Source organism: Niabella sp. ZPM-14 (assembly GCF_055693045.2).
Genome location: NZ_CM181148.1, coordinates 4,176,860 through 4,196,096 on the forward strand (window position 1 = coordinate 4,176,860; position 19,237 = coordinate 4,196,096).

Genomic DNA, 19,237 nt, shown 5'->3' on the forward strand with positions numbered 1-19,237 from the left:
AGAAGTTGGTGGTTTATTATAGTTCACATAGTTGATACAAACGTTCAACTTATGAACTCATTAAACCAACTGCAAATATAACTCATCTGTCTCGCGTAACCAATTTATTTGCGGGAACAGATATAATGGGCATATTCGTGGAATTACATTAATTCATTACTGATCATCTACTACTCCCTATTTCCCCCAGCCGAACCAGTCGTTACCATTGGCGTATAGCATCAGTCCCAGCAACAGGATCATACCTACCATCTGCGCATACTCCAGGAATTTTTCGTTCGGCTTGCGGCCACTCACCATCTCGTATAAGGTGAACATCACATGCCCGCCATCCAATGCAGGGATAGGCAACAGGTTCATAAAGGCCAGTACGATCGACAGGAAAGCGGTAATATTCCAGAATGCTTCCCAGCTCCATGTGGTCGGGAATATAGAGCCCATAGCTTTAAATCCACCCACACCCTTATACGCTTCTGTTTTAGGATTCAGGATCAGCGCGAACTGGTCCACATACGCTTTCAGCTTTTCCACCGATTTCCTGACACCCGCCGGAAAGGCTGCGAAGAAACCGTATTCCCTGCGCTCAATTTTATAAGCGCCCAGTTTTTCGTAGGCTTCTTCCGTCAGGAAGGGTACGCCGATCTTTCCGTCGGCATCCACTTTGGTCTGCAAGGTCAATGGCTGACCGTTTCTAAGAACGGAGATCGCAACCGTCTGGTTCTTTTTGTCCTTCAAAAGGGGAGACATTTCATCATAAAAACGAACGGGCGTGGAGTCGATCGCAGTGATCAGATCCATTTCCCGGAGGCCGGCTTTATAACCCGGCAGCGTATCCAATCCCAGTTTGCTGTCAAACGCTCCAACGTAAGCCGGCACGCGCGGCATGAACATAAATGCCTTTTTCCGGCGACTTTCCACCAGCTTGCCAATCAGATTGACCGGCACATTGATCGTCATTTTTTTTCCTTCACGCTCGATATCGATGGTTTCGCTTCCGATCAGGATCTTAGCAGCCAGGTCTTCAAAATAGGGCACAGGCTCTCCGTTTACCGCCAGTATTTTATCTCCGGTTTTCAGTCCGATTTCATTCATGAGGCTATCGGTAACAGTGACCCCATGCTGCAAGGAGCTCATCGGTGTTTTCTTCTCACCCCATACAAAAAGGATCATCGCGTAAATGATGAAAGCCACCAGCACGTTCATGATGATCCCTGCCAGCATGATGATCAGCCGCTGCCAGGCGGGTTTGCTGCGAAACTCATAAGACTTTGCCGGTTGTTTCATCTGCTCCTTATCCATGCTCTCGTCAATCATCCCGCTGATCTTCACGTAACCTCCCAGCGGTAACCAACCCACGCCATACTCTGTATCACCCACTTTCTTTTTAAAGAGAGAAAACCAGGGATCAAAGAACAGGTAGAACTTTTCCACCCGGCAACCAAACCATCTTGCAGTAATGTAGTGCCCGAATTCATGCAGTAAGACCAGGAGAGAAAGGGCCAAAATAAGCTGTGCCACCTGAACGCCAACACCAGACCAGTTAATAGCTAAAATATAAAGCATTATCGTAGTGAATATTAATTTTAAGCCTGCAAAGATACACCGAATGTCCTTACTGAATTGCTAAAACAGGTTTTTGACATCTGTATTTTTTTTCTAATAAAGCTGAAATCTGCTGTAAACTTTTTAATCTACGCGGTTGTAAATTATTTTATTGTATTTAACAACTATTTTATTGTTTTTTCAAAAACATGGTTATATTTGTTAGCTAGTAAACTTTTCATAAAGTAAATATTACGAAAGTGGAGAACGGAAACAACGACAAAAAAATGGAGGCCATCTACAGCAAAAGGCTCCGTGCCGGAAAAAGAAGAACTTATTTTTTTGATGTAAGGTCTACCAAAGGAAACGATTATTATTTGACGATTACCGAAAGTCGTAAACGGTTTGATGATAATGGTTATGACAGGCACAAAGTGTTTCTTTACAAAGAAGACTTTAATAAGTTTCTGAAAGCATTGAACGAAGCGGTTGAGTATGTGAAAACGGAACTGATGCCCGATTTTGATTTTGACGCGTTTAACCACGACGAATATGACGAAGAGGGAGGAAGCCATGTTTCCCACTCCCAGGCTCCGGCAACGGGCAGTGTCCCTGTAGCAGTTCCTCCCGCAACTGAACAGCCAGACAATGATGAAAAAGTGGTGGAAAATGTGGCTCCCAAAACGGATGATTCCGGTACCGCTTCTACCAGCCATGAAGAGGTAGACAAATGGTAATTTAATACAAATGATTTGATACAGTCAAAGGCCGCTACATCTTAGCGGCCTTTGTGTTTTGTAAATAGGTTTCAAAAGCCTGCAGGCCAAAGCTGCTGAGATTGTGAGCCGCCGATAATCCTCCTTTTTGGGCGGCCAGCACACCATACTCGATATCGCTCAATCCCTCTATCGAATGGGCGTCGGGGTTAATCGACACTAAAACATTTTTTTCAATAGCATAAGGGATCCAGGTCCAGTCGAGGTCCAGCCGGTGCGGGTTGGCGTTGATCTCTATAACCACACGATTCGCAGCACACGCATCGATCATTTTTTCGTGATCAATAGGATAACCGTTTCGGCTCAGTAATAACCGCCCCGTAGGATGCCCGAGAATGGTGGTGTATGGATTCTCGATGGCGCGCAGCAGGCGCTGCATCGCTTTTTCCTGGCTCATATACAGGTTGCTGTGCACCGAAGCGATCACCAGGTCGAAAGAGGAGAGTACCTCGTCGCTGTAATCCAGGCTGCCGTCATTCAAAATATCACTTTCGATACTTTTAAAGATCCGGAACGGCGCCAGCTTTTTATTCAACTGATCAATATATGCGTGCTGCTCCCTGATTCGCTCTTCCGACAAGCCGTTCGCGTAAGCGGCTGTTTTAGAGTGATCAGACATTACCAGGTATTCAAACCCGTTTTTAATAAGGTGTGCCGCCAGCTCGTCAATCGTGTTAACGCCATCGGACCAGTTGCTGTGATTATGAATGAGTCCTTTAATATCTCTGGTCTGGATGATGACGGGCAGGCTTCCGGCTTTTGCCTGCTCCAGCGCGGCGGTGGTTTCGCGGTAAAAAGGCGCGATGAAAGGAAGGCCCGCTTTTTCGAAGATCGAGTTCTCGTCCGGGTAATTCGTTTTGTCAAATGCTTCCCGCGGCTGTTGCCCGAAAAAAGAGTCGAGGAACTGGTCGCCGGCAGACGTGAGGAACTGCTTTTTGAACAGGTTGCCTGGTTCGCTGTAAAGCTTTAGTTTCAGGCCATTCGTCAGTTTGTATACGATGAATGAGTCCGTTTCTTCAATGAGTTCGGGAGGATAAGCGGTTTGAAATTTAGGCTTGATGTCGTTTAGGGTCGCCTGCACCACAAATTCCAGTTCACTGATGGTCAATAATTGCCGGCGAAAATCGCCCGTAGCCAGTACGTTTCCTTTACCAAACAGGTTTTCCAGGTAACTTTGTATCGTAGGGTAAAGCTCGCGCACCTGGGCGTATAAAAAGTGCCCGATGTGTTGGTTATAAAACCGGATCGCTTCCAGCACATTGGCCTGTGTTTTCGCACCAAATCCTTTGTACCGCGTCAACCGGTTTTCATTACACGCATATTCCAGCTCGCCAATCGAAGCGATCCCCATTTCCTGCCAAACCGTGTGGATCTTTTTCGGCCCCAGCCCTTTGATCTTCAGCATTTCGCGAACACCTTCCGGTGTGTTGTCGACCATTTCCTGCAAGGCGCTCATAGTGCCGGTGTCCAGCAGCTCCGCCACTTTTGACGCCACGGAAGGCCCCAATCCTTTAATAGAAGCAATGGCACCGCGATCCGTTTCAGCTAAAGGGAACTCCAGCTTTTCAATATGAAAAGCGGCGATGGAATAGGTTTTGGACTTGAAGGAGTTTTCTCCGTGGATATCCATGAGTTTGGACAGCAGGGAAAAGTGGTCCGCGATATCTGCGTTGTTCATACTGCAAAATAAGGATTTACGGTTAACTGTCTGCCTGTTTACCCGTGCCTTCCACGGCAGGGGGGAGCAAAAAAAAACCTCCGGAGGAGGTTTTATAATTTCGTAAGCGGATAGGCTTATTTTTTCTTAGCTGCTGCTTTTTTAGGAGCTGCTTTTTTTGCTGCTGCCTTTTTGGGAGCTGCTTTTTTTGCTGCTGCCTTTTTAGGAGCTGCTTTTTTCGCTGCTGCTTTTTTAGGAGCTGCTTTTTTCGCTGCTGCCTTTTTAGGAGCTGCTTTTTTTGCTGCTGCTTTTTTAGGAGCTGCTTTTTTAGCTGCTGCTTTTTTAGGAGCCGCTTTTTTAGCTGCTGCTTTTGCCATTGATTTTGAATTTAATTGATTAGTAAATGGGTTATCGTCAGTAAAATTAGACAAAAATAGAATACCTGCAAATTATTTTTCCACAAGTTATCAAGGAGCGATCGGCTATTATACACATGGCTTGCGGCTAAACAAAAAAAGGACGGCTATAAACGCCGTCCGGTACTATCTTTTAAAAATGATCGTCTTACGCTTGTGCTGCTTCTGCAACAGAAACGAAAGTGCGGTTCTTTCTTCCTTTTTTAAATTCAACCACGCCATCAGCTAATGCAAATAAAGTAAAATCTTTACCTACTCCTACATTAGCACCGGGATGGTAAACAGTTCCGCGCTGGCGTACGATGATGTTACCTGCAGTAGCTGGTTGTCCGCCAAATATTTTAACTCCTAATCTTTTGCTTTCCGAGTCGCGACCGTTTTTAACACTACCTTCGCCTTTTTTATGTGCCATTTTGTTATGTGTTTAAAAGTTTATAAGTTGATAAGGTGCATATGCAGGGCATACTCACCGGTTAACTAAAATTAAGCGATACCAGTAACTTTGATTTTCGTATAAGCGGTACGGTGACCTTTCTTTTTGTGAAATCCTTTTCTTCTTTTCATTTTGTAAGCAATAACTGTATCCCCTTTAATGTGGTCTACAATTTCAGCGCTAACTTTTGCTTTGTTATCAGCACCAACAGAAAGTTTTCCATCAGCGTGTACGAACAACACCTCTAAATCAATAGAGTCGCCTGCTTTACCTTCCAGCTGGGGAACGAATAAAGTCTGGTTCTTTTCAACCTTATATTGTTGGCCTGCTACTTTAATTACTGCTATCATCTTATAAAAATTAGGCGGCAAAGGTAGTTATTATTTTTGATAAATCAACAACATTTATGAACTTTATACAAATCCTTTCCCGGTTCCCGCTCACTCCGGCTATTTTTGTATAAATTTGATTGCTTCACAGTTCGAACAAATTTGTATAAGTTAATGAAAATCAAATCTCTTTTGGCGAAGCCTTTTGCTTCAATGGTCCACAAAAATATCAGGAAGGGCATGATGACAGCGGTGAGTGATCAGCAGGCCATCCTGAAAAACCTGGTCAAGACTGGCAAAAATACACAATTTGGAAAGGACCACCGGCTGGAACAAGTGAGCACCTATGATGAATTTGCTGCCGCTGTGCCGGTTAGAGATTATGAAGCGCTCACATCTTATATCAATTTAATAAAGGAAGGCAAGCATAATATATTGTGGAGGGGCGTGCCTATTTATTTTGCCAAAACCTCCGGCACCACCAGTGGCACCAAGTACATTCCCATCACGAAAGATTCTATCGATAATCATATTCATTCTGCGCGCAACGCTTTGTTGTGTTACATGGCTGAAACCGGCAACACCCGGTTTGCGGATGGCAAGATGATCTTTCTCAGCGGTTCGCCGGAGCTCGAGCGGGTGGGGGGCATTCCTACCGGCCGGTTGAGCGGCATTGTCAATCACCACGTTCCCAAATACCTGCGCCGGAACCAGTTGCCCGACTACGAAACCAATTGCATCGAGGATTGGGAGACGAAGCTGCAGAAGATTGTAGACGAAACGATCAACCAGGACATGACCCTGATCAGCGGCATTCCGCCATGGGTACAAATGTATTTTGACGAGCTGATCAAACGTACCGGCAAGCCCGTCGGCGAGCTGTTTCCGAATTTTTCAGTGATGGTGTATGGCGGCGTGAACTTTGAGCCGTACCGGGCCCGGCTTTCGCAAAGCATCGGCAGGAAGATCGACGGGATAGAAACCTTTCCGGCATCCGAGGGCTTTTTTGCCTTCCAGGATACCCAAACCGAACCGGGGCTATTGCTGAACACCGATAGCGGGATCTTTTTTGAATTCATCCCCGAGGAAGAGATCGGGAAAGAAAACCCCAGGCGGGTATGCCTGGCCGATGTGAAAACCGGCGTCAACTATGCACTTATTATTAATAGTAATGCAGGCCTTTGGGGCTATGATATAGGTGATATGGTTAAATTTGTTTCGACAGAGCCTTACCGGCTCATCGTTACAGGAAGAACCAAGCATTTTATTTCAGCTTTCGGCGAACATGTGATCGGTGAGGAAGTGGAGTATAGCCTGCTAAAAGCCGCAGCGGAAGATAATGTACACATTACTGAATTCACCGTCGCGCCTTATGTAAACGAGGGCGAAGGAAAAAGCTATCATGAGTGGTTTATTGAATTCGATAATGCCCCGGCTGATATGCACCAGTTTTCGAGGAAGGTCGATGTATATTTACGCCAGAAAAATGTGTATTACGACGACCTGATCTCCGGCAATATCCTGCAGACACTCAAGATCACGCCGGTACGGAAAAATGGTTTCATTGATTACATGAAATCGATCGGCAAATTGGGCGGTCAGAATAAAGTGCCCCGGTTGAGCAACGATAGGAAGATTGCGGACAGCCTGGTGCAGTGGGCGGATAATGAATGATAATAATGTGTAGAACGATGGACAGGCGCCCGGAGCAGTTCCCGAAAGGAGCTGTCGGATGGAGGCGGGGAATGAATACCCAGCTTCGGGATTAATAAACCTTCTACTTACCCTCTTATATAAAGCGATGATAAAAAGGATTGGAATTTTTGGTTCGACCGGCTCGATCGGCAAGCAGGCGCTTGAAGTGATCAAGCACAACCCCGACCAGTTTTCGGTTGAAATACTGACGGCCAACAGCAATTATGAAACGCTGGTAGAGCAGGCCCTGGAACATGATCCTAATATGGTAGTGATCGGCGACAAAAGCCTTTACGAAAAAGTGAAGGAGGAATTGTCGGGTACGGATATCAAGGTTTTTGCCGGTGAAGAGGCGCTGGAGGAAGTGGCTGCCATGAATTGCTACGACATGATGCTGGCGGCCATCGTAGGGTTTGCGGGCCTGAAGCCCACGCTGCGGGCCATTGAAACAAAAAAAGCCATCGCGCTGGCCAATAAAGAAACATTAGTGGTGGCGGGTGATATTGTAATGGACCTGGCCGTGCAAAACCAGGTGCCCATTATCCCGGTTGATTCGGAACACTCGGCTATTTTCCAATGCCTGGTGGGAGAGAGCCGCAATAAAATTGAAAAGATCTACCTCACGGCTTCCGGCGGGCCCTTCCTGGGACGGAAAACCAATTTCCTGGTGAACGTGAAAAGGGAGCATGCGTTGCAGCATCCCAACTGGCAGATGGGCGCCAAGATCTCCGTGGATTCTGCCACGCTGATGAATAAAGGCCTGGAGATGATCGAAGCCAAATGGCTGTTCAACCTGGAGCCTGATCAGATCGAAGTGCTGGTGCATCCACAGAGCGCCATTCATAGTATGGTGCAGTTTGAAGACGGCAGCCTCAAAGCGCAGCTGGGCGTGGCTGATATGCGGCTGCCCATTCAATACGCTATGGCGTTTCCCTATCGTATTCCCAACGATTATCCGCGCTTCAGTTTTAAAAAGTTCAATACGTTCACGTTCGAAGAGCCCGATCTGCGTACGTTCCGCAACCTAGCCCTGTCCATCGAAGCATTGGAAAAAGGCGGCAATTTACCTTGCGTCATGAACGCCGCCAATGAAATAGCCGTCTATGCTTTTTTGAAGAACCGCATCGGCTTCCTCGAAATGACAGATGTGATCGAATCCGTGATGAACCGCGTCGCTTTTGTGGCCAAACCTTCTTTGGAGGATTACCTCAACAGCGATGCCGAAGCCAGGACCCTGGCGGCCGATATTATTCGTTTATAGATTTTTTCTCGCGGAGGCACGGGAACACGGAAGTCCGCGCTCCGTGCCTTTGTGCCTTGGTGAGCGATTATTTTAAAGCAAGATCAACCCTGTGTTCTCTGTGGTTCAAATATCTCTATGTCCTCTGTGGTGAAAAATATTTTGCGTCGAAGTTTTTTCTCACGGAGGCGCAGAGGACACAGAAGTCCGCGCTTTCCGTGCCTTTGTGCCTTGATGAGCGATTATTTTACAGCAAGATCCACCCTGTGTTCTCCGTGGTTTAAATATCTCCATGCCCTCTGTGGTTAAAAATATTTTACGTCGAAGTTTTTTCTCACGGAGGCGCAGAGGACCCGGAAGTCCGCGCTCCGTGCCTTTGTGCCTTGGTGAGCGATTATTTCAGAGCAAGATCCACCTTGTGCTCTCTGTGGTTCAAATATCTCTGTATCCTCTGCGGTTAAAAATATTTTACGTCGAAGTTTTTTCTCACGGAGGCGCAGAGGACCCGGAAGTCCGCGCTCCGTGCCTTTGTGCCTTGGTGAGCGATTATTTCAGAGCAAGATCCACCTTGTGCTCTCTGTGGTTCAAATATCTCTGTATCCTCTGCGGTTAAAAATATTTTACGTCGAAGTTTTTTCTCGCGGAGGCACAGAGGACACAGAAGTGATGCGTTCTCCGTGCCTTTGTGTCTTGGTGAGCGATTATTTTAAAGCAAGATCCACCCTGTGTTCTCCGTGGTTCAAATATCTCTATGCCCTCTGTGGTTAAAAATATTTTACGTCGAAGTTTTTCTCACGGAGGCGCAGAGGACACGGAAGTCCGCGCTTCGTGCCTTTGTGCCTTGGTGAGCGATTATTTTACAGCAAGATCCACCCTGCGTTCTCCGTGCCTTTGTGAGCATACATTATCAGAGCCGATCAACCCTGTGTTCTCTGGGGTTAAAAACCTCTATACTCTCTGTGGTTAATCTATCGTCACTTCTTTTTAGCATAATAATAGCAAATACCCATCAGCGATTTGCACTAATTTTAATACGGTATTAAAACACCAGCCCGCCTTTACCAAAACGAAACAATTTTTTTAAACCTAAAAGCACATTGTATGCCTTTTACAAATTTCGACAGCCGTCATTTTACGGCGGAGGAGCAAACGGCGCTGACCGATGCGTTAAACAACTTAGAAGCCGCTGTTGCCGGCAAATTAGCCAATCTTTCTGCCGATGAGCGCCGCCAGTATGGCAGCGTCAACGAGCAAAACAAACTCATCATTAACAAGGTAAGGGATTACCGCGCCGGCGAGGCCGCGTTAAGCAGCCCCGATGTTGACTGGGACGAATTTGAGCAGGACTACGCCACCCGCAGTATTTTGCAGAACACGATTCAGCGGTTGCAGAGCCTGGTAACGGGTCTGGGCGGGGCAAAGATCCTGCACGATTGGGACAACTACCAGGCGGCGTTGACCGATTATGAATTTGCCACGTACAAAAACAACCGGGGCGCTATAGGCTTTGCCACGAAGGCAGCCGAGCTGGCGCAGTTTTTCAACCGCACGGGAACCGTCACCACGCCACCCGCACCAACGGAGCAGGAATAAGCTCCCAACGCCAAATTAGACGTTCCGCACCCAACTTTGGGGTAGTACACGTCAAAACTGACGTAAAACAATCTACACATGGGGTCATTAACGCCAACTATGGCCTTAATGATCCCATGTTTGACGTTAAGGAATCCATCGTCGGGATAAACCACGCCATGTTTGACATCCCTAAGCACATCATCCGGCCAAACCGCGCCATCGTTAAGGCTCAAAGCCCCATCGTGTGAGCAAATAACGTCATGTTTGAGGTTCCGGACGTCATCTGCGGAGTAAAACACGTCATATTTGAGCTTAAAGATGTGTAAAGGGCTATTTATTACAACCAGATTTTGCATACATACGAACATGCGCATTTTGGATATTTACAGGCCTTCGCTTTTTAAATATTATATTTATAAGCATTGTAATATACTGGTTTTAGTATCTTTAAAGGCGGTTGATATATCTGGAGCTTGCGCGTATTTGAGAGTTATGCGTCATACAAACACAAACCCTAACTGACGAAAAGAAATGATAAGCAAAATAAACTTGAATAAGATCACAAGTTACAAAACGCCAACGGTGTTAGAGACTGACAAAAAAGTCAATCTGGTTTACGGCTTAAATGGCACAGGGAAAAGCACACTATCGAACTTTCTTTATAAACAATCAGAAGAAAGATTTAATAACTGTTCTATCGAAGGGATTGACGACAATCACGAATTCCTTGTTTACAATCAGACGTTTGTGCAAGAGAACTTTTTCGAGTCTGAAAATTTGAAAGGAATTTTTACACTTTCAAAGGAGAACAAAGAAGCGGAAACGAAGATTGCAAATGCTCAAAAAGAAATTGCAAAACTTGAAAGTGAAAAAGAAATAAAAAGCAAAGAACTTGAAACCGAAAGAACATCAATAAATCAAAAACAGGAAACTGCAAAAAATGCAGTTTGGAAAATTAAAACAGATTATAGTGGAGGTGATAGGGTTTTAGAATTTTGTTTGGAGAATTTAAAAGGTTCAAAAGACAACTTATTTAACCACATTGTTGGCTTAGCCAAACCAACTGAAAAACCTACAAAAAACATTGACGACTTAAAAAGTGATTTACAGTCAATTTCAGGTGACAACGCACAGAAATATTCTGCTTTATCTCAAATTACTTTTGCTTCGCAGAACATTGAAGAAGAAACTTTATTTAGCAAACAAATTGTAGGTAATGAAAACAGCGCTGTTTCACAGTTAATCAAAGAACTTGGTAATTCAGATTGGGTAAAAACAGGATTACAATACTTGCCAGAAGAACAAACACAAGAGCACTCTACTTGTCCGTTTTGTCAAGAGAAAACAATTTCAGATACATTGGTAGAAAGCCTCAAGAACTATTTTGATGCTTCTTACGAAGCGGATATAAAAACACTAAAATCGTTTTTGGAAAAATACTCTCTTCAAGGTATTCCAAGTAAATCTGTATTTGAAGCTAATCCTAAGTTTGAGACACACAAAAAAGATTTTGAAATTAAATACAATGCTTTTACAAAAGTTATCGAGGATAACAAAAAACAGATTGAAGATAAAATCAAAATGCCAAGCATTTCTGTTTCTCTCAAAAGTTCGTCAAAAGCACTTGAAGAATTAAACGAGGTTATTCAAAAAATCAATTTCCTTATTGAGGAACACAACAAAAATATTGACCAAATAGCAACTGTAAAGGCTAATATTAAAAAGACTTTTTGGGAAATTATGCGTTGGGATTATGACCAAACAATCAGTTCTATTAATACAGATAAAACAACATCAAAAAGCAAAATAGATACTTTAGAAACAGCACTGGAAGATAATGCAGCAAAAACTGCAACTCAAAAAAAGATCATTTCTGAACAACAAAAACAGACCGTTAATATTGAAGAAGCTGTTAAGAACATAAACAACGGTTTAATTGATTTGGGAATTACCGATTTTGAAATCAAAAAACATTCTGACAATCTTTACAAGATTGTTCGTGGAGATAACCAAGAAAGAGTTTTTCGTTCTTTGAGTGAGGGAGAAAAAATGATTATCAGCTTTTTATATTTTCTTGAATTATGCAGAGGAAAGAAAGAAGCAACGGAAACAGGCAAAAAGAAAATAATCGTTATTGACGACCCTATTTCAAGTTTATCTCATATTTATGTGTTTAATATCGGCAGACTAATTCACAACGAATTTTTAAGAAGCGACAATTACGAGCAAGTATTTTTGCTCACACATAGTTTGTATTTTTTTTACGAAATGACTGACACAAACAAAGAAAGACGGAAAGAACAGCAAAAACTTTTTAGACTTATAAAAAATGCAGCGGGAAGTAAAATTCTTGAAATGAGTTATGAAGAAATTCAAAATGATTATCACTCTTATTGGTTTATAATCAAAGACGACAAACAGCCTGCCGCCTTAATTGCAAACTGTATGAGAAATATAATTGAGTATTTTTTCAATTTTGTTGAAAAGAAAGATTTAAACAAGGTATTTCAAAAATCTGCAATGCAAGAAAATAGATATCAGGCATTTTGTAGATATATAAATCGCGAATCGCACTCTTTAGGCCAGAACATTTTTGATATTAAGGAGTTTAACTACACCGATTTCAAAGATGCCTTTGCTTTGGTTTTCAAAGAAAATGGCTACGAAGAGCATTATAAAAAAATGATTAAATGACAGAAGTACGAACGCATAACAAGGGTTTGCCGAAAGCGGGGCTGAAGTTCTTCGATTGAGCATTAGTGCAAGGTTCAACTTTCGTTCTTCGATTGAACTTTTGTGCTAAAAATCCCCGCCTTCGGCAAGCCCCGGCCCGTTATACGGCATTTTAAAGACGACATATGAACAAAGAAAAAGTATACGAAATAGGACAAGCATATATAAGACTTGATTTCAAAGCGACCGATGAATTTAAGGACGCATTTGAAAAGTTTCTTCTGTATAAAGGCAAACAGTATGCTAAAGAGTTTTATAACAAGGAACTGCTCATTGACGGTTTTTATTTTACCGTTGAACTTGAAGATGGCTCACTTAAATCAAGACTTAAAATATTTGGGAAAATTGCAATTGGTTCATTAATTGCCTATGGTGGTATTCGGACAGGTATAGACTATCTAATTAAGGATGCACAGACCGTTACGGAACACATTGCAAGGGACGTTGCTAACGAGCCAAACATTGAAAACAATAGAATTGGGAGAGTTGAAAGAAGGCTCGGAGTTCCAGGAAAAATAAAAAGGCTATATAACGACATTGAGAAAATTAGAGCAAACAGAAATGATTTAACACCAAATGAACAGCAAGAATTATTAGACCGAATTCAAAAACAGTTTGAAGAGCTAGTTTTAGAACTTGACCAACCTGAACTTCAGATTATTCAGCAAGACTTAATTCAAAACCAAATTCCATTACCTGAACGACAAGACAATGAAGACTTTTTCTTGCCCAGACAATATGCAATACGAGAAGACGAAACTCGACTTATAAGCGAAGATGAAATACAAGAGCCACGTCAATTGCCACCTCCCAGACAATAAGCTAAATATTTAAAAACAATGATACTTTTCTGTATCCTTCCGTGTTTTTAGGACAGTTAAGAGTTAGACTTAAATGATAAGGCTTCAAATTTCAGTTGCAAAAATAAGAGATGCTATTGCCCACAATACTGCGACAATTCCAAAAGAGTATCAAGACGAGCTGACTTTGTTTTTAAAGAAATATATCAAAATAATGAAAAACAACGGCAGCTAACACGGATAACCGTGGCACAACTATGTTTTTGTAAAAAGCCCCTAAAATCGGATCGCTACAAATGCGTTTATAGCCTTATTAACGGGGGCGCTTTTCAGTACATATGGAAACACATAAAAATTTGATAGAGTCCCGCAACCCACCATCCCTCAAATCACTTCCCTTCAATCAACCTTTCCAACCGCGCCATCATCTCGTCCCTTTCCTTCAGCATCCTTTCGTACAAAGCAATCTTTTCATCATATAGTTGGACGATTTTGTCCATGGGATTGAAAGTCGGTTGATGGCTATACAGGGAATGCATTACCGCGTTATCATTATTGGTAATCGTATTCGAAATAATATTGATCGCCTTTTCTTCATCAAAGTTTTGTATGGCTTCTACAGGGACTTTTAAGATGTCGGACAATTGTTGGAGCAGGGGCATGTCGATGGTTTCTTTCTGTTCTAAGAGGGATACTTTTTGCTGGTTCCAGTCATCACCCAGGTCGGCTGCCAGCGCGTCCTGCTTAATGCCCAACATTTCGCGGATGCGTTTTACGTTGCGGCCTTCGTGTATCTGTTTGGGATGTACGGTACTGGTCATAAGCAAATTTAAGTGTTATAACTAAACGATTATCTGCGCGTAAAGTTAGGTAAAATACTTATTGGTGCGGGTAATTAACCCTGGCACCATCGTACCATATCCGCAGTCCGGCTTAGGCCCGCTCGGCTATCGTAACGCCCGGATTCGTTGCAGAGAAAAGCATTACGCGTGCCGCCAGGCATGAAGCAATGTTACGGATTAAACACCTTCAGACCAGATGGCGCAATCCGCCTGTTTTTTGACGCGGTTGTACCTTGCATATTTTTGGTGAAGCGGTACATTTGAACTGTAACAAAATACAAAAAAGCATGGCAACGATCCATCCACACATTAACTTCAACGGAAACGCCGAAGAAGCATTTACCTTTTACCAATCAGTATTTGGCGGAGCGTTTGCAAAGATTATTCGTTTTAAAGACATTGCAAGTCCTGAATTTCCTATAGCGAAGGAAGAGGAGCATAAGATCATGCATATTGCGTTGTCGATCGGTCAACACCATATGCTGATGGGAAATGATGTTCCGGAAAGCATGGGGCGGACGAATGAAAATGAAAACAGGAGTAAAATTGCCATAAGTGCAGCAAGCAAAGAGGAAGCAGCCGAGTTATTTAACGGGCTTTCGGCGGGCGGACAAATTGAAGTGCCTTTTGATGAAAGCGCTGCGGGTACCTATTTTGGCATGTTCAGAGATAAATATGGGATTGAATGGATGGTGAATTTTGAATAACATTGACATACGATACAAAGATCCTCTCTGCGGTCTCTGTGAGCGGATATCTTAATTATAAAGGACCAAAGCAAAGTTACTCTGTGTTCTCTGTGCTTAAATAATTCGTTTCAAATTTTTATCACGTGTAGAATCTTTGGGGTTCACGGATTAGAAAGGATCATTCCTTCGGAATCGGTGAGCATAACATTCTTTCTTTTTATGTGATTTTTTACCGCAAAGAGTGCGCAGAGATTTGTTCTCAAAGCAGGCAGAGTGGGATAAAAAGGTTATGCCCCCTGTGTTGCCACCGCTTGCGGAAAAAGCAACCTTTACGTACCTTTGCGTCAACTGCAACAACAAATCTTGTGACTTGAGAAGACCAAAACTAATAAATGCAACTACCGTTTTTATATCGACATTGATCGTTGTGCCGGTATTGGCATTGATCGTTTACCTGACAGGGATTGAAGCGCATCGAACACTCTACCTGAACTCGCTGATCTCGACCACTATTATTTCCATTGTTTTTTTAGCGTTTATCACCATTGGGCTTTATAATGGCTGGAAGCTAAAGGATAGCCTTGGTAACTTCCTGGACAAATTTCATTTATGGAAAAAGCCAAAGGATTGGTCAATGGATATTTCAGACCTTGAATCGTTCGACATAGAAGACGTGGGCGGTTGTCTGCTGTCCGTGCTCGTGTGGGTGGTGTTAGCGTTTTTCGGATCATTGATTTTCTGGTTGTTGGGGACGTTTGTCTGGGCCACGATCCTCGTCACAGCAGGGGTGTTATACTGGATCGTTTTCCGGGCTTTTCGATTGATCTTTAGAAATTCGGCAACGTGTAAAGGCCATTTCGTCAAGAGCTTTGCGATCGCCTTACTGTTTACTTTTTTATATAATTGCTGGATCTACGCGATCATCCTGGGAACTCATTTTTTAAACAGCTAGCCGCACCTGCGAATGGCCGGATCAAGCAAATTAACCAGTTATGAAAATGAAAACCATCTTTAACGACCGGAGCTTTCAGTTGTCGATCATCCTGACGCTGATTTTCCTCGGGACGGGCATTGCTTTTTTACTTATGGGACTTGCCGAATATGGCTGGGTGATCTTTGTACTGCTACCTATTGTATTGGGTGTGGCTTTAGGAGCAATGCCCAATAAAAAATATATTATTTGGGGCGCTTTACTAACCACCGTTATCGCACTCCTCGGCCTGGTGTTTCCGGGGCTTTCGGGGCTTTTGTGCATCGTCATGACACTTCCTCTTGTTGTGCCTTTGATTTTTTTAGGATATGTGATGGCTCACCTGGTAAAGCGCTACAGGCAAATGAAAGGGACTGACAGACTCTCTGTGTTGCTTTTGCCCCTCATTCCATTTTTTATAGCCGCGCCTGCCGAGCATTTGGTAAATGCCGATAAGCAAGTGGTCAATGAAGTGGTTACGGAACAGGTTTTTGACTACACCCCGGAGCAGGTGTACGACGCAATCAAATCGGTTGACACACTGGATGCAGAGAAACCATACCTGATGTACTTCGACCTGCCTATTCCTACTAAATGCGTCCTGGAAAAGGAAGAGGTGGGCGGTCTCAGAACCTGTTATTTCAAAGCCGGCAAATCCAGCACGCGCGATTTTGGTAGCGGAACCATTGTGGAGCGGATCACGGAGCTTGAACGTGGAAAAGTTTTGAAGATGGATGTAATCGACTACCAGCTTGTGGGAAGAAACTGGCTGGGTTTTAAGGAAGCGATATATATCTTCGAGAAAGTAGGTAACAGCCGCTGCAAACTAACGAGAACCACCACCTACACTTCTGTGCTGGCGCCGCGATTTTACTGGCAACCGTTGGAAGAGCTGGGCATCAGGCAGGAGCATGAGTTTGTGTTTAATAATCTGGCGAAAGATCTGGAAGAAAAATACCGGAACCAATAAGTGATATCGAAGAAGAGGGTAAGCTATTTTAGACATATTCAAAACGAAGCGGAATATATTAGGGTTGAGCTGGTGTCCCTAATATCTTTTTAATAAAATATTATTCAAATTATGAAACGTTACCTTCAAAAGCTAATAAAGGCAGGGAGATGGGTCGCAGAGAAATCATGGTTTCTCGCAGCTTTTTTATTTTTGGTGTTTTTTATAAGCGGCAGTATAAAAAATGAAACGGATTTCTGGGAAATATTCATTCTTTGTCTGGTGATATGGCTTCTTGATCTTCTTTTCGTCAAAAAAGGTATCAGAGAAATCTTAAAAATGATCCTGGCCAAATACGAAAAAAGGCATCACAAGACCTAGCATACATAAAAAGAATAAGACTAAAATCGGCTTTAAATATAAATGTGTTACTTCTGCCGATAATGCGTTTGTAATATAGCGGTTGAATATAAATGCTCAACGGAAGTAATTCGGTTGAGCATTTTTGCAAAAACTATGTTCTGTAATTCTGATTTTGCCACATCGCCATTGTTTCAACCTTAGGCATCGCTAAAAGCTAACAAATAATTTGCCCATCTAAAAGTTACTTATTAAAAAAGCTGTGCGAGAGATCGTTCGAGACTAATTCTTATTGCTTCTGCTATATCTGCCGCGCAGAAAGCCTGCTGATCTTCCTTGCATAAGAGATCGGCACAAAGCCGATGTCCGCCTGCAATCATAAGCGGCTATGATCCTATCAATATTGTATATCAAAGTGATAGGCGCATCTGTCATTCTAAATGACTAAATTCGTTGCTCAAAGCTTTTCGAGTATGACTGTTAAGTTTAGCATGTGGCTGGTATGTTGCATCCTGTTATCCAATCTGAGCCGGGCCTCTAAAGTAGACACGATTGTTACACGCAGCAAGGTGATGAAAAAGGACATTAAGGCGGTGGTGATTACACCTGATCAGTATGATAAATCTGCCCAATACCCGGTCGTATATCTGTTGCATGGCTATAGCGGTAGTTATAAGGACTGGCCTAAGGCCGCAAGTGTACGTAAGGCGGCTGACCTGTATAATGAAATTATTGTTTGTGCTGACGGAGGTTTTGGCAGCTGGTACTGGGATAGCCCGGTGGATCCGTCGTTTCAGTATGAAACTTATGTGTCGAAGGAGCTGGTGAGCTGGATTGACGAACGATACAGCACGATTCAAAATGCCAAGGGACGCGCTATCGCCGGCCTGAGCATGGGAGGCCATGGAGCGCTCTACCTGGCGATCAGGCACCCGGATGTGTTTGGCGCTTGTGGCAGCATGAGCGGCGGCGTGGACATCCGGCCGTTCCCGAACAATTGGGATATGTCGAAACGCCTGGGCGCTTACGCCGATCAGCCGGAACGGTGGGAGCGGAACACGGTGATCAACATGCTTCACCTGATACAGCCCAAAACACTCAGCATTATCGTGGACTGTGGCACTTCAGACTTTTTCTACGAGGTGAACCAGGAATTGCACCGGCAGTTGCTGTACAGGAATATTCCCCATGATTATATTACCCGCCCGGGCGGGCATACCTGGCCGTATTGGGAAAATGCCGTCGGCTACCAGCTGTTGTTTTTCCATGATTTCTTTTCTAAACGGGATTGATTGTCTGACTTTTGCCATTTGATCCATTAATTTTCAGCCGGGGTTAATAACTGCACAATATTTGCACGCTACAGGTGACTCAGCTGAAGAACGGTGGCGATTCCAGGACAAAAATCCGGCTATTTCAATTATTTTATCTTTTTAACAGGCTATAAATGGTACAGAACGGGTTGGAGAGATTGGTAGACATTATGAATACCCTGAGGGAAAAATGTCCCTGGGACAGGAAACAGACCTTGCAGTCGCTGCGACAGATGACGCTCGAGGAGACCTATGAACTCACCGATGCCATCCTGGAGGAAAACTGGAAGGATATCAAAGAGGAGCTGGGTGATCTGCTGCTGCACATCGTGTTTTATTCCAAAATAGCCTCGGAACAACAACAGTTTACGGTGGAAGATGTAGCGCACGGGGTTTGTGACAAGCTGATCCAACGGCATCCGCATGTGTATCCTCCGGAGGAGCAGCATGAAGGACTGCGCGAGGTAAAAAACGAAGAAGACGTGAAGCAAAACTGGGAGCAGCTGAAACTAAAAGAAGGAAAAAAATCCGTCCTGAGTGGTGTGCCCGAATCATTGCCCAGCGTATTAAAGGCGATGCGGCTCCAGGAAAAGGCAAAGCAGGTGGGGTTTGAGTGGGAGAAAAAGGAAGACGTGTGGGCTAAGGTGGAGGAGGAGATGGGCGAACTGAAAGAAGCCGTGGAACAGGGATCCGTAGCCGGACAGGAGGAAGAGCTGGGCGATTTGCTGTTTTCGATGATCAACTATGCGAGGTTTCTCCATGTGGATGCAGATGCAGCGCTGGAGAAAACCAATAAAAAATTCAAAAAACGTTTTACTGAAATGGAACAGATTGCCGGGCAGCAAGGCAAAGGATTGAACAGTATGTCCCTGGAAGAGATGGACGCGATCTGGAATTCGATCAAAGCTGCAAAATAAG

Annotated in this window: 17 protein-coding genes; 11 read left to right on the top strand and 6 right to left on the bottom strand. The window is 43.7% G+C overall.

What is annotated here, in order from left to right; all coding sequences use genetic code 11:
* Nucleotides 1–177: 177 nt before the first annotated feature.
* Nucleotides 178–1,563 (bottom strand): RIP metalloprotease RseP, encoded by a 1,386-nt coding sequence (rseP, locus tag ACU37H_RS17790; protein WP_472704560.1) that lies wholly within the window; start codon nt 1,561–1,563, stop codon nt 178–180.
* A 239-nt stretch (nt 1,564–1,802) separates the two neighbouring features.
* Between rseP and ACU37H_RS17795 the strand changes: the two genes are divergently transcribed.
* Nucleotides 1,803–2,279 carry a DUF3276 family protein gene (locus ACU37H_RS17795; RefSeq protein ID WP_472704558.1) on the top strand — a complete coding sequence of 159 codons (477 nt, stop codon included), beginning with the start codon at nt 1,803–1,805 and terminating at the stop codon, nt 2,277–2,279.
* Between the two features lie 34 nt (nt 2,280–2,313).
* Here ACU37H_RS17795 and ACU37H_RS17800 read toward each other — a convergent pair whose 3' ends face one another.
* The 4 genes from ACU37H_RS17800 to rplU all read right to left on the bottom strand — a co-directional run bounded on the left by ACU37H_RS17800 (nt 2,314) and on the right by rplU (nt 5,174).
* Entirely contained in the window at nt 2,314–3,996 is a 1,683-nt protein-coding gene (locus ACU37H_RS17800) for a DNA polymerase/3'-5' exonuclease PolX (RefSeq protein WP_472704556.1), read from the bottom strand.
* A 116-nt stretch (nt 3,997–4,112) separates the two neighbouring features.
* Entirely contained in the window at nt 4,113–4,406 is a 294-nt protein-coding gene (locus ACU37H_RS17805) for a hypothetical protein (protein ID WP_472704554.1), read from the bottom strand.
* Nucleotides 4,407–4,539: 133 nt separating this feature from the next.
* A complete protein-coding gene (gene rpmA, locus ACU37H_RS17810; RefSeq protein WP_472704552.1) occupies nt 4,540–4,803 on the bottom strand; it encodes a 50S ribosomal protein L27 in 264 nt (87 codons plus the stop codon).
* A 71-nt stretch (nt 4,804–4,874) separates the two neighbouring features.
* Nucleotides 4,875–5,174: a 50S ribosomal protein L21 gene (gene rplU / locus ACU37H_RS17815; protein WP_472704550.1), complete on the bottom strand. Its 300-nt coding sequence runs from the start codon at nt 5,172–5,174 to the stop codon at nt 4,875–4,877.
* Between the two features lie 153 nt (nt 5,175–5,327).
* On the opposite strand from rplU, the gene ACU37H_RS17820 reads away from it, so the two are divergent.
* The 5 genes from ACU37H_RS17820 to ACU37H_RS17840 all read left to right on the top strand — a co-directional run bounded on the left by ACU37H_RS17820 (nt 5,328) and on the right by ACU37H_RS17840 (nt 13,217).
* Nucleotides 5,328–6,827 carry a GH3 auxin-responsive promoter family protein gene (locus ACU37H_RS17820; RefSeq protein WP_472704548.1) on the top strand — a complete coding sequence of 500 codons (1,500 nt, stop codon included), beginning with the start codon at nt 5,328–5,330 and terminating at the stop codon, nt 6,825–6,827.
* A 127-nt stretch (nt 6,828–6,954) separates the two neighbouring features.
* Entirely contained in the window at nt 6,955–8,109 is a 1,155-nt protein-coding gene (locus ACU37H_RS17825) for a 1-deoxy-D-xylulose-5-phosphate reductoisomerase (RefSeq protein ID WP_472704547.1), read from the top strand.
* A 1,080-nt stretch (nt 8,110–9,189) separates the two neighbouring features.
* Nucleotides 9,190–9,681, top strand: a complete 492-nt coding sequence (locus tag ACU37H_RS17830; protein WP_472704545.1) for a hypothetical protein — start codon at nt 9,190–9,192, stop codon at nt 9,679–9,681.
* A gap of 531 nt (nt 9,682–10,212) precedes the next feature.
* Entirely contained in the window at nt 10,213–12,357 is a 2,145-nt protein-coding gene (locus ACU37H_RS17835; protein ID WP_472704543.1) for an AAA family ATPase, read from the top strand.
* A 164-nt stretch (nt 12,358–12,521) separates the two neighbouring features.
* Nucleotides 12,522–13,217 carry a hypothetical protein gene (locus tag ACU37H_RS17840; protein ID WP_472704541.1) on the top strand — a complete coding sequence of 232 codons (696 nt, stop codon included), beginning with the start codon at nt 12,522–12,524 and terminating at the stop codon, nt 13,215–13,217.
* A 368-nt stretch (nt 13,218–13,585) separates the two neighbouring features.
* Here ACU37H_RS17840 and ACU37H_RS17845 read toward each other — a convergent pair whose 3' ends face one another.
* On the bottom strand, nt 13,586–14,017 hold the full coding sequence (locus ACU37H_RS17845) for a helix-turn-helix transcriptional regulator (RefSeq protein WP_472704539.1): 432 nt from the start codon (nt 14,015–14,017) through the stop codon (nt 13,586–13,588).
* Between the two features lie 308 nt (nt 14,018–14,325).
* Here ACU37H_RS17845 and ACU37H_RS17850 point away from each other — a divergent pair, with 308 nt between their 5' ends.
* The 5 genes from ACU37H_RS17850 (at nt 14,326) to mazG (ending at nt 19,236) form a co-directional block, all read left to right on the top strand.
* The gene (locus ACU37H_RS17850) at nt 14,326–14,745 is read left to right on the top strand and encodes a VOC family protein (RefSeq protein WP_472704537.1); all 420 of its coding nucleotides are present in this window, start codon (nt 14,326–14,328) and stop codon (nt 14,743–14,745) included.
* A 352-nt stretch (nt 14,746–15,097) separates the two neighbouring features.
* The gene (locus tag ACU37H_RS17855) at nt 15,098–15,679 is read left to right on the top strand and encodes a hypothetical protein (protein WP_472704534.1); all 582 of its coding nucleotides are present in this window, start codon (nt 15,098–15,100) and stop codon (nt 15,677–15,679) included.
* A 40-nt stretch (nt 15,680–15,719) separates the two neighbouring features.
* Nucleotides 15,720–16,667, top strand: a complete 948-nt coding sequence (locus tag ACU37H_RS17860; RefSeq protein ID WP_494407569.1) for an SRPBCC family protein — start codon at nt 15,720–15,722, stop codon at nt 16,665–16,667.
* Between the two features lie 812 nt (nt 16,668–17,479).
* The gene (locus ACU37H_RS17865) at nt 17,480–18,298 is read left to right on the top strand and encodes an alpha/beta hydrolase (RefSeq protein ID WP_472704530.1); all 819 of its coding nucleotides are present in this window, start codon (nt 17,480–17,482) and stop codon (nt 18,296–18,298) included.
* A 155-nt stretch (nt 18,299–18,453) separates the two neighbouring features.
* Nucleotides 18,454–19,236 (top strand): nucleoside triphosphate pyrophosphohydrolase, encoded by a 783-nt coding sequence (mazG, locus tag ACU37H_RS17870; protein ID WP_472704528.1) that lies wholly within the window; start codon nt 18,454–18,456, stop codon nt 19,234–19,236.
* Nucleotide 19,237: the final 1 nt, after the last annotated feature.

What these genes read in the sequence shown, in the direction of transcription:
- rseP (WP_472704560.1), bottom strand. Translation starts at nt 1,563, where the DNA reads ATGCTTTATATTTTAGCTATTAACTGGTCTGGTGTTGGCGTTCAGGTG.
- ACU37H_RS17800 (WP_472704556.1), bottom strand. Translation starts at nt 3,996, where the DNA reads ATGAACAACGCAGATATCGCGGACCACTTTTCCCTGCTGTCCAAACTC.
- rpmA (WP_472704552.1), bottom strand. Translation starts at nt 4,803, where the DNA reads ATGGCACATAAAAAAGGCGAAGGTAGTGTTAAAAACGGTCGCGACTCG.
- rplU (WP_472704550.1), bottom strand. Translation starts at nt 5,174, where the DNA reads ATGATAGCAGTAATTAAAGTAGCAGGCCAACAATATAAGGTTGAAAAG.
- ACU37H_RS17820 (WP_472704548.1), top strand. Translation starts at nt 5,328, where the DNA reads ATGAAAATCAAATCTCTTTTGGCGAAGCCTTTTGCTTCAATGGTCCAC.
- ACU37H_RS17825 (WP_472704547.1), top strand. Translation starts at nt 6,955, where the DNA reads ATGATAAAAAGGATTGGAATTTTTGGTTCGACCGGCTCGATCGGCAAG.
- ACU37H_RS17830 (WP_472704545.1), top strand. Translation starts at nt 9,190, where the DNA reads ATGCCTTTTACAAATTTCGACAGCCGTCATTTTACGGCGGAGGAGCAA.
- ACU37H_RS17840 (WP_472704541.1), top strand. Translation starts at nt 12,522, where the DNA reads ATGAACAAAGAAAAAGTATACGAAATAGGACAAGCATATATAAGACTT.
- ACU37H_RS17845 (WP_472704539.1), bottom strand. Translation starts at nt 14,017, where the DNA reads ATGACCAGTACCGTACATCCCAAACAGATACACGAAGGCCGCAACGTA.
- ACU37H_RS17850 (WP_472704537.1), top strand. Translation starts at nt 14,326, where the DNA reads ATGGCAACGATCCATCCACACATTAACTTCAACGGAAACGCCGAAGAA.
- ACU37H_RS17860 (WP_494407569.1), top strand. Translation starts at nt 15,720, where the DNA reads ATGAAAATGAAAACCATCTTTAACGACCGGAGCTTTCAGTTGTCGATC.
- ACU37H_RS17865 (WP_472704530.1), top strand. Translation starts at nt 17,480, where the DNA reads ATGACTGTTAAGTTTAGCATGTGGCTGGTATGTTGCATCCTGTTATCC.
- mazG (WP_472704528.1), top strand. Translation starts at nt 18,454, where the DNA reads ATGGTACAGAACGGGTTGGAGAGATTGGTAGACATTATGAATACCCTG.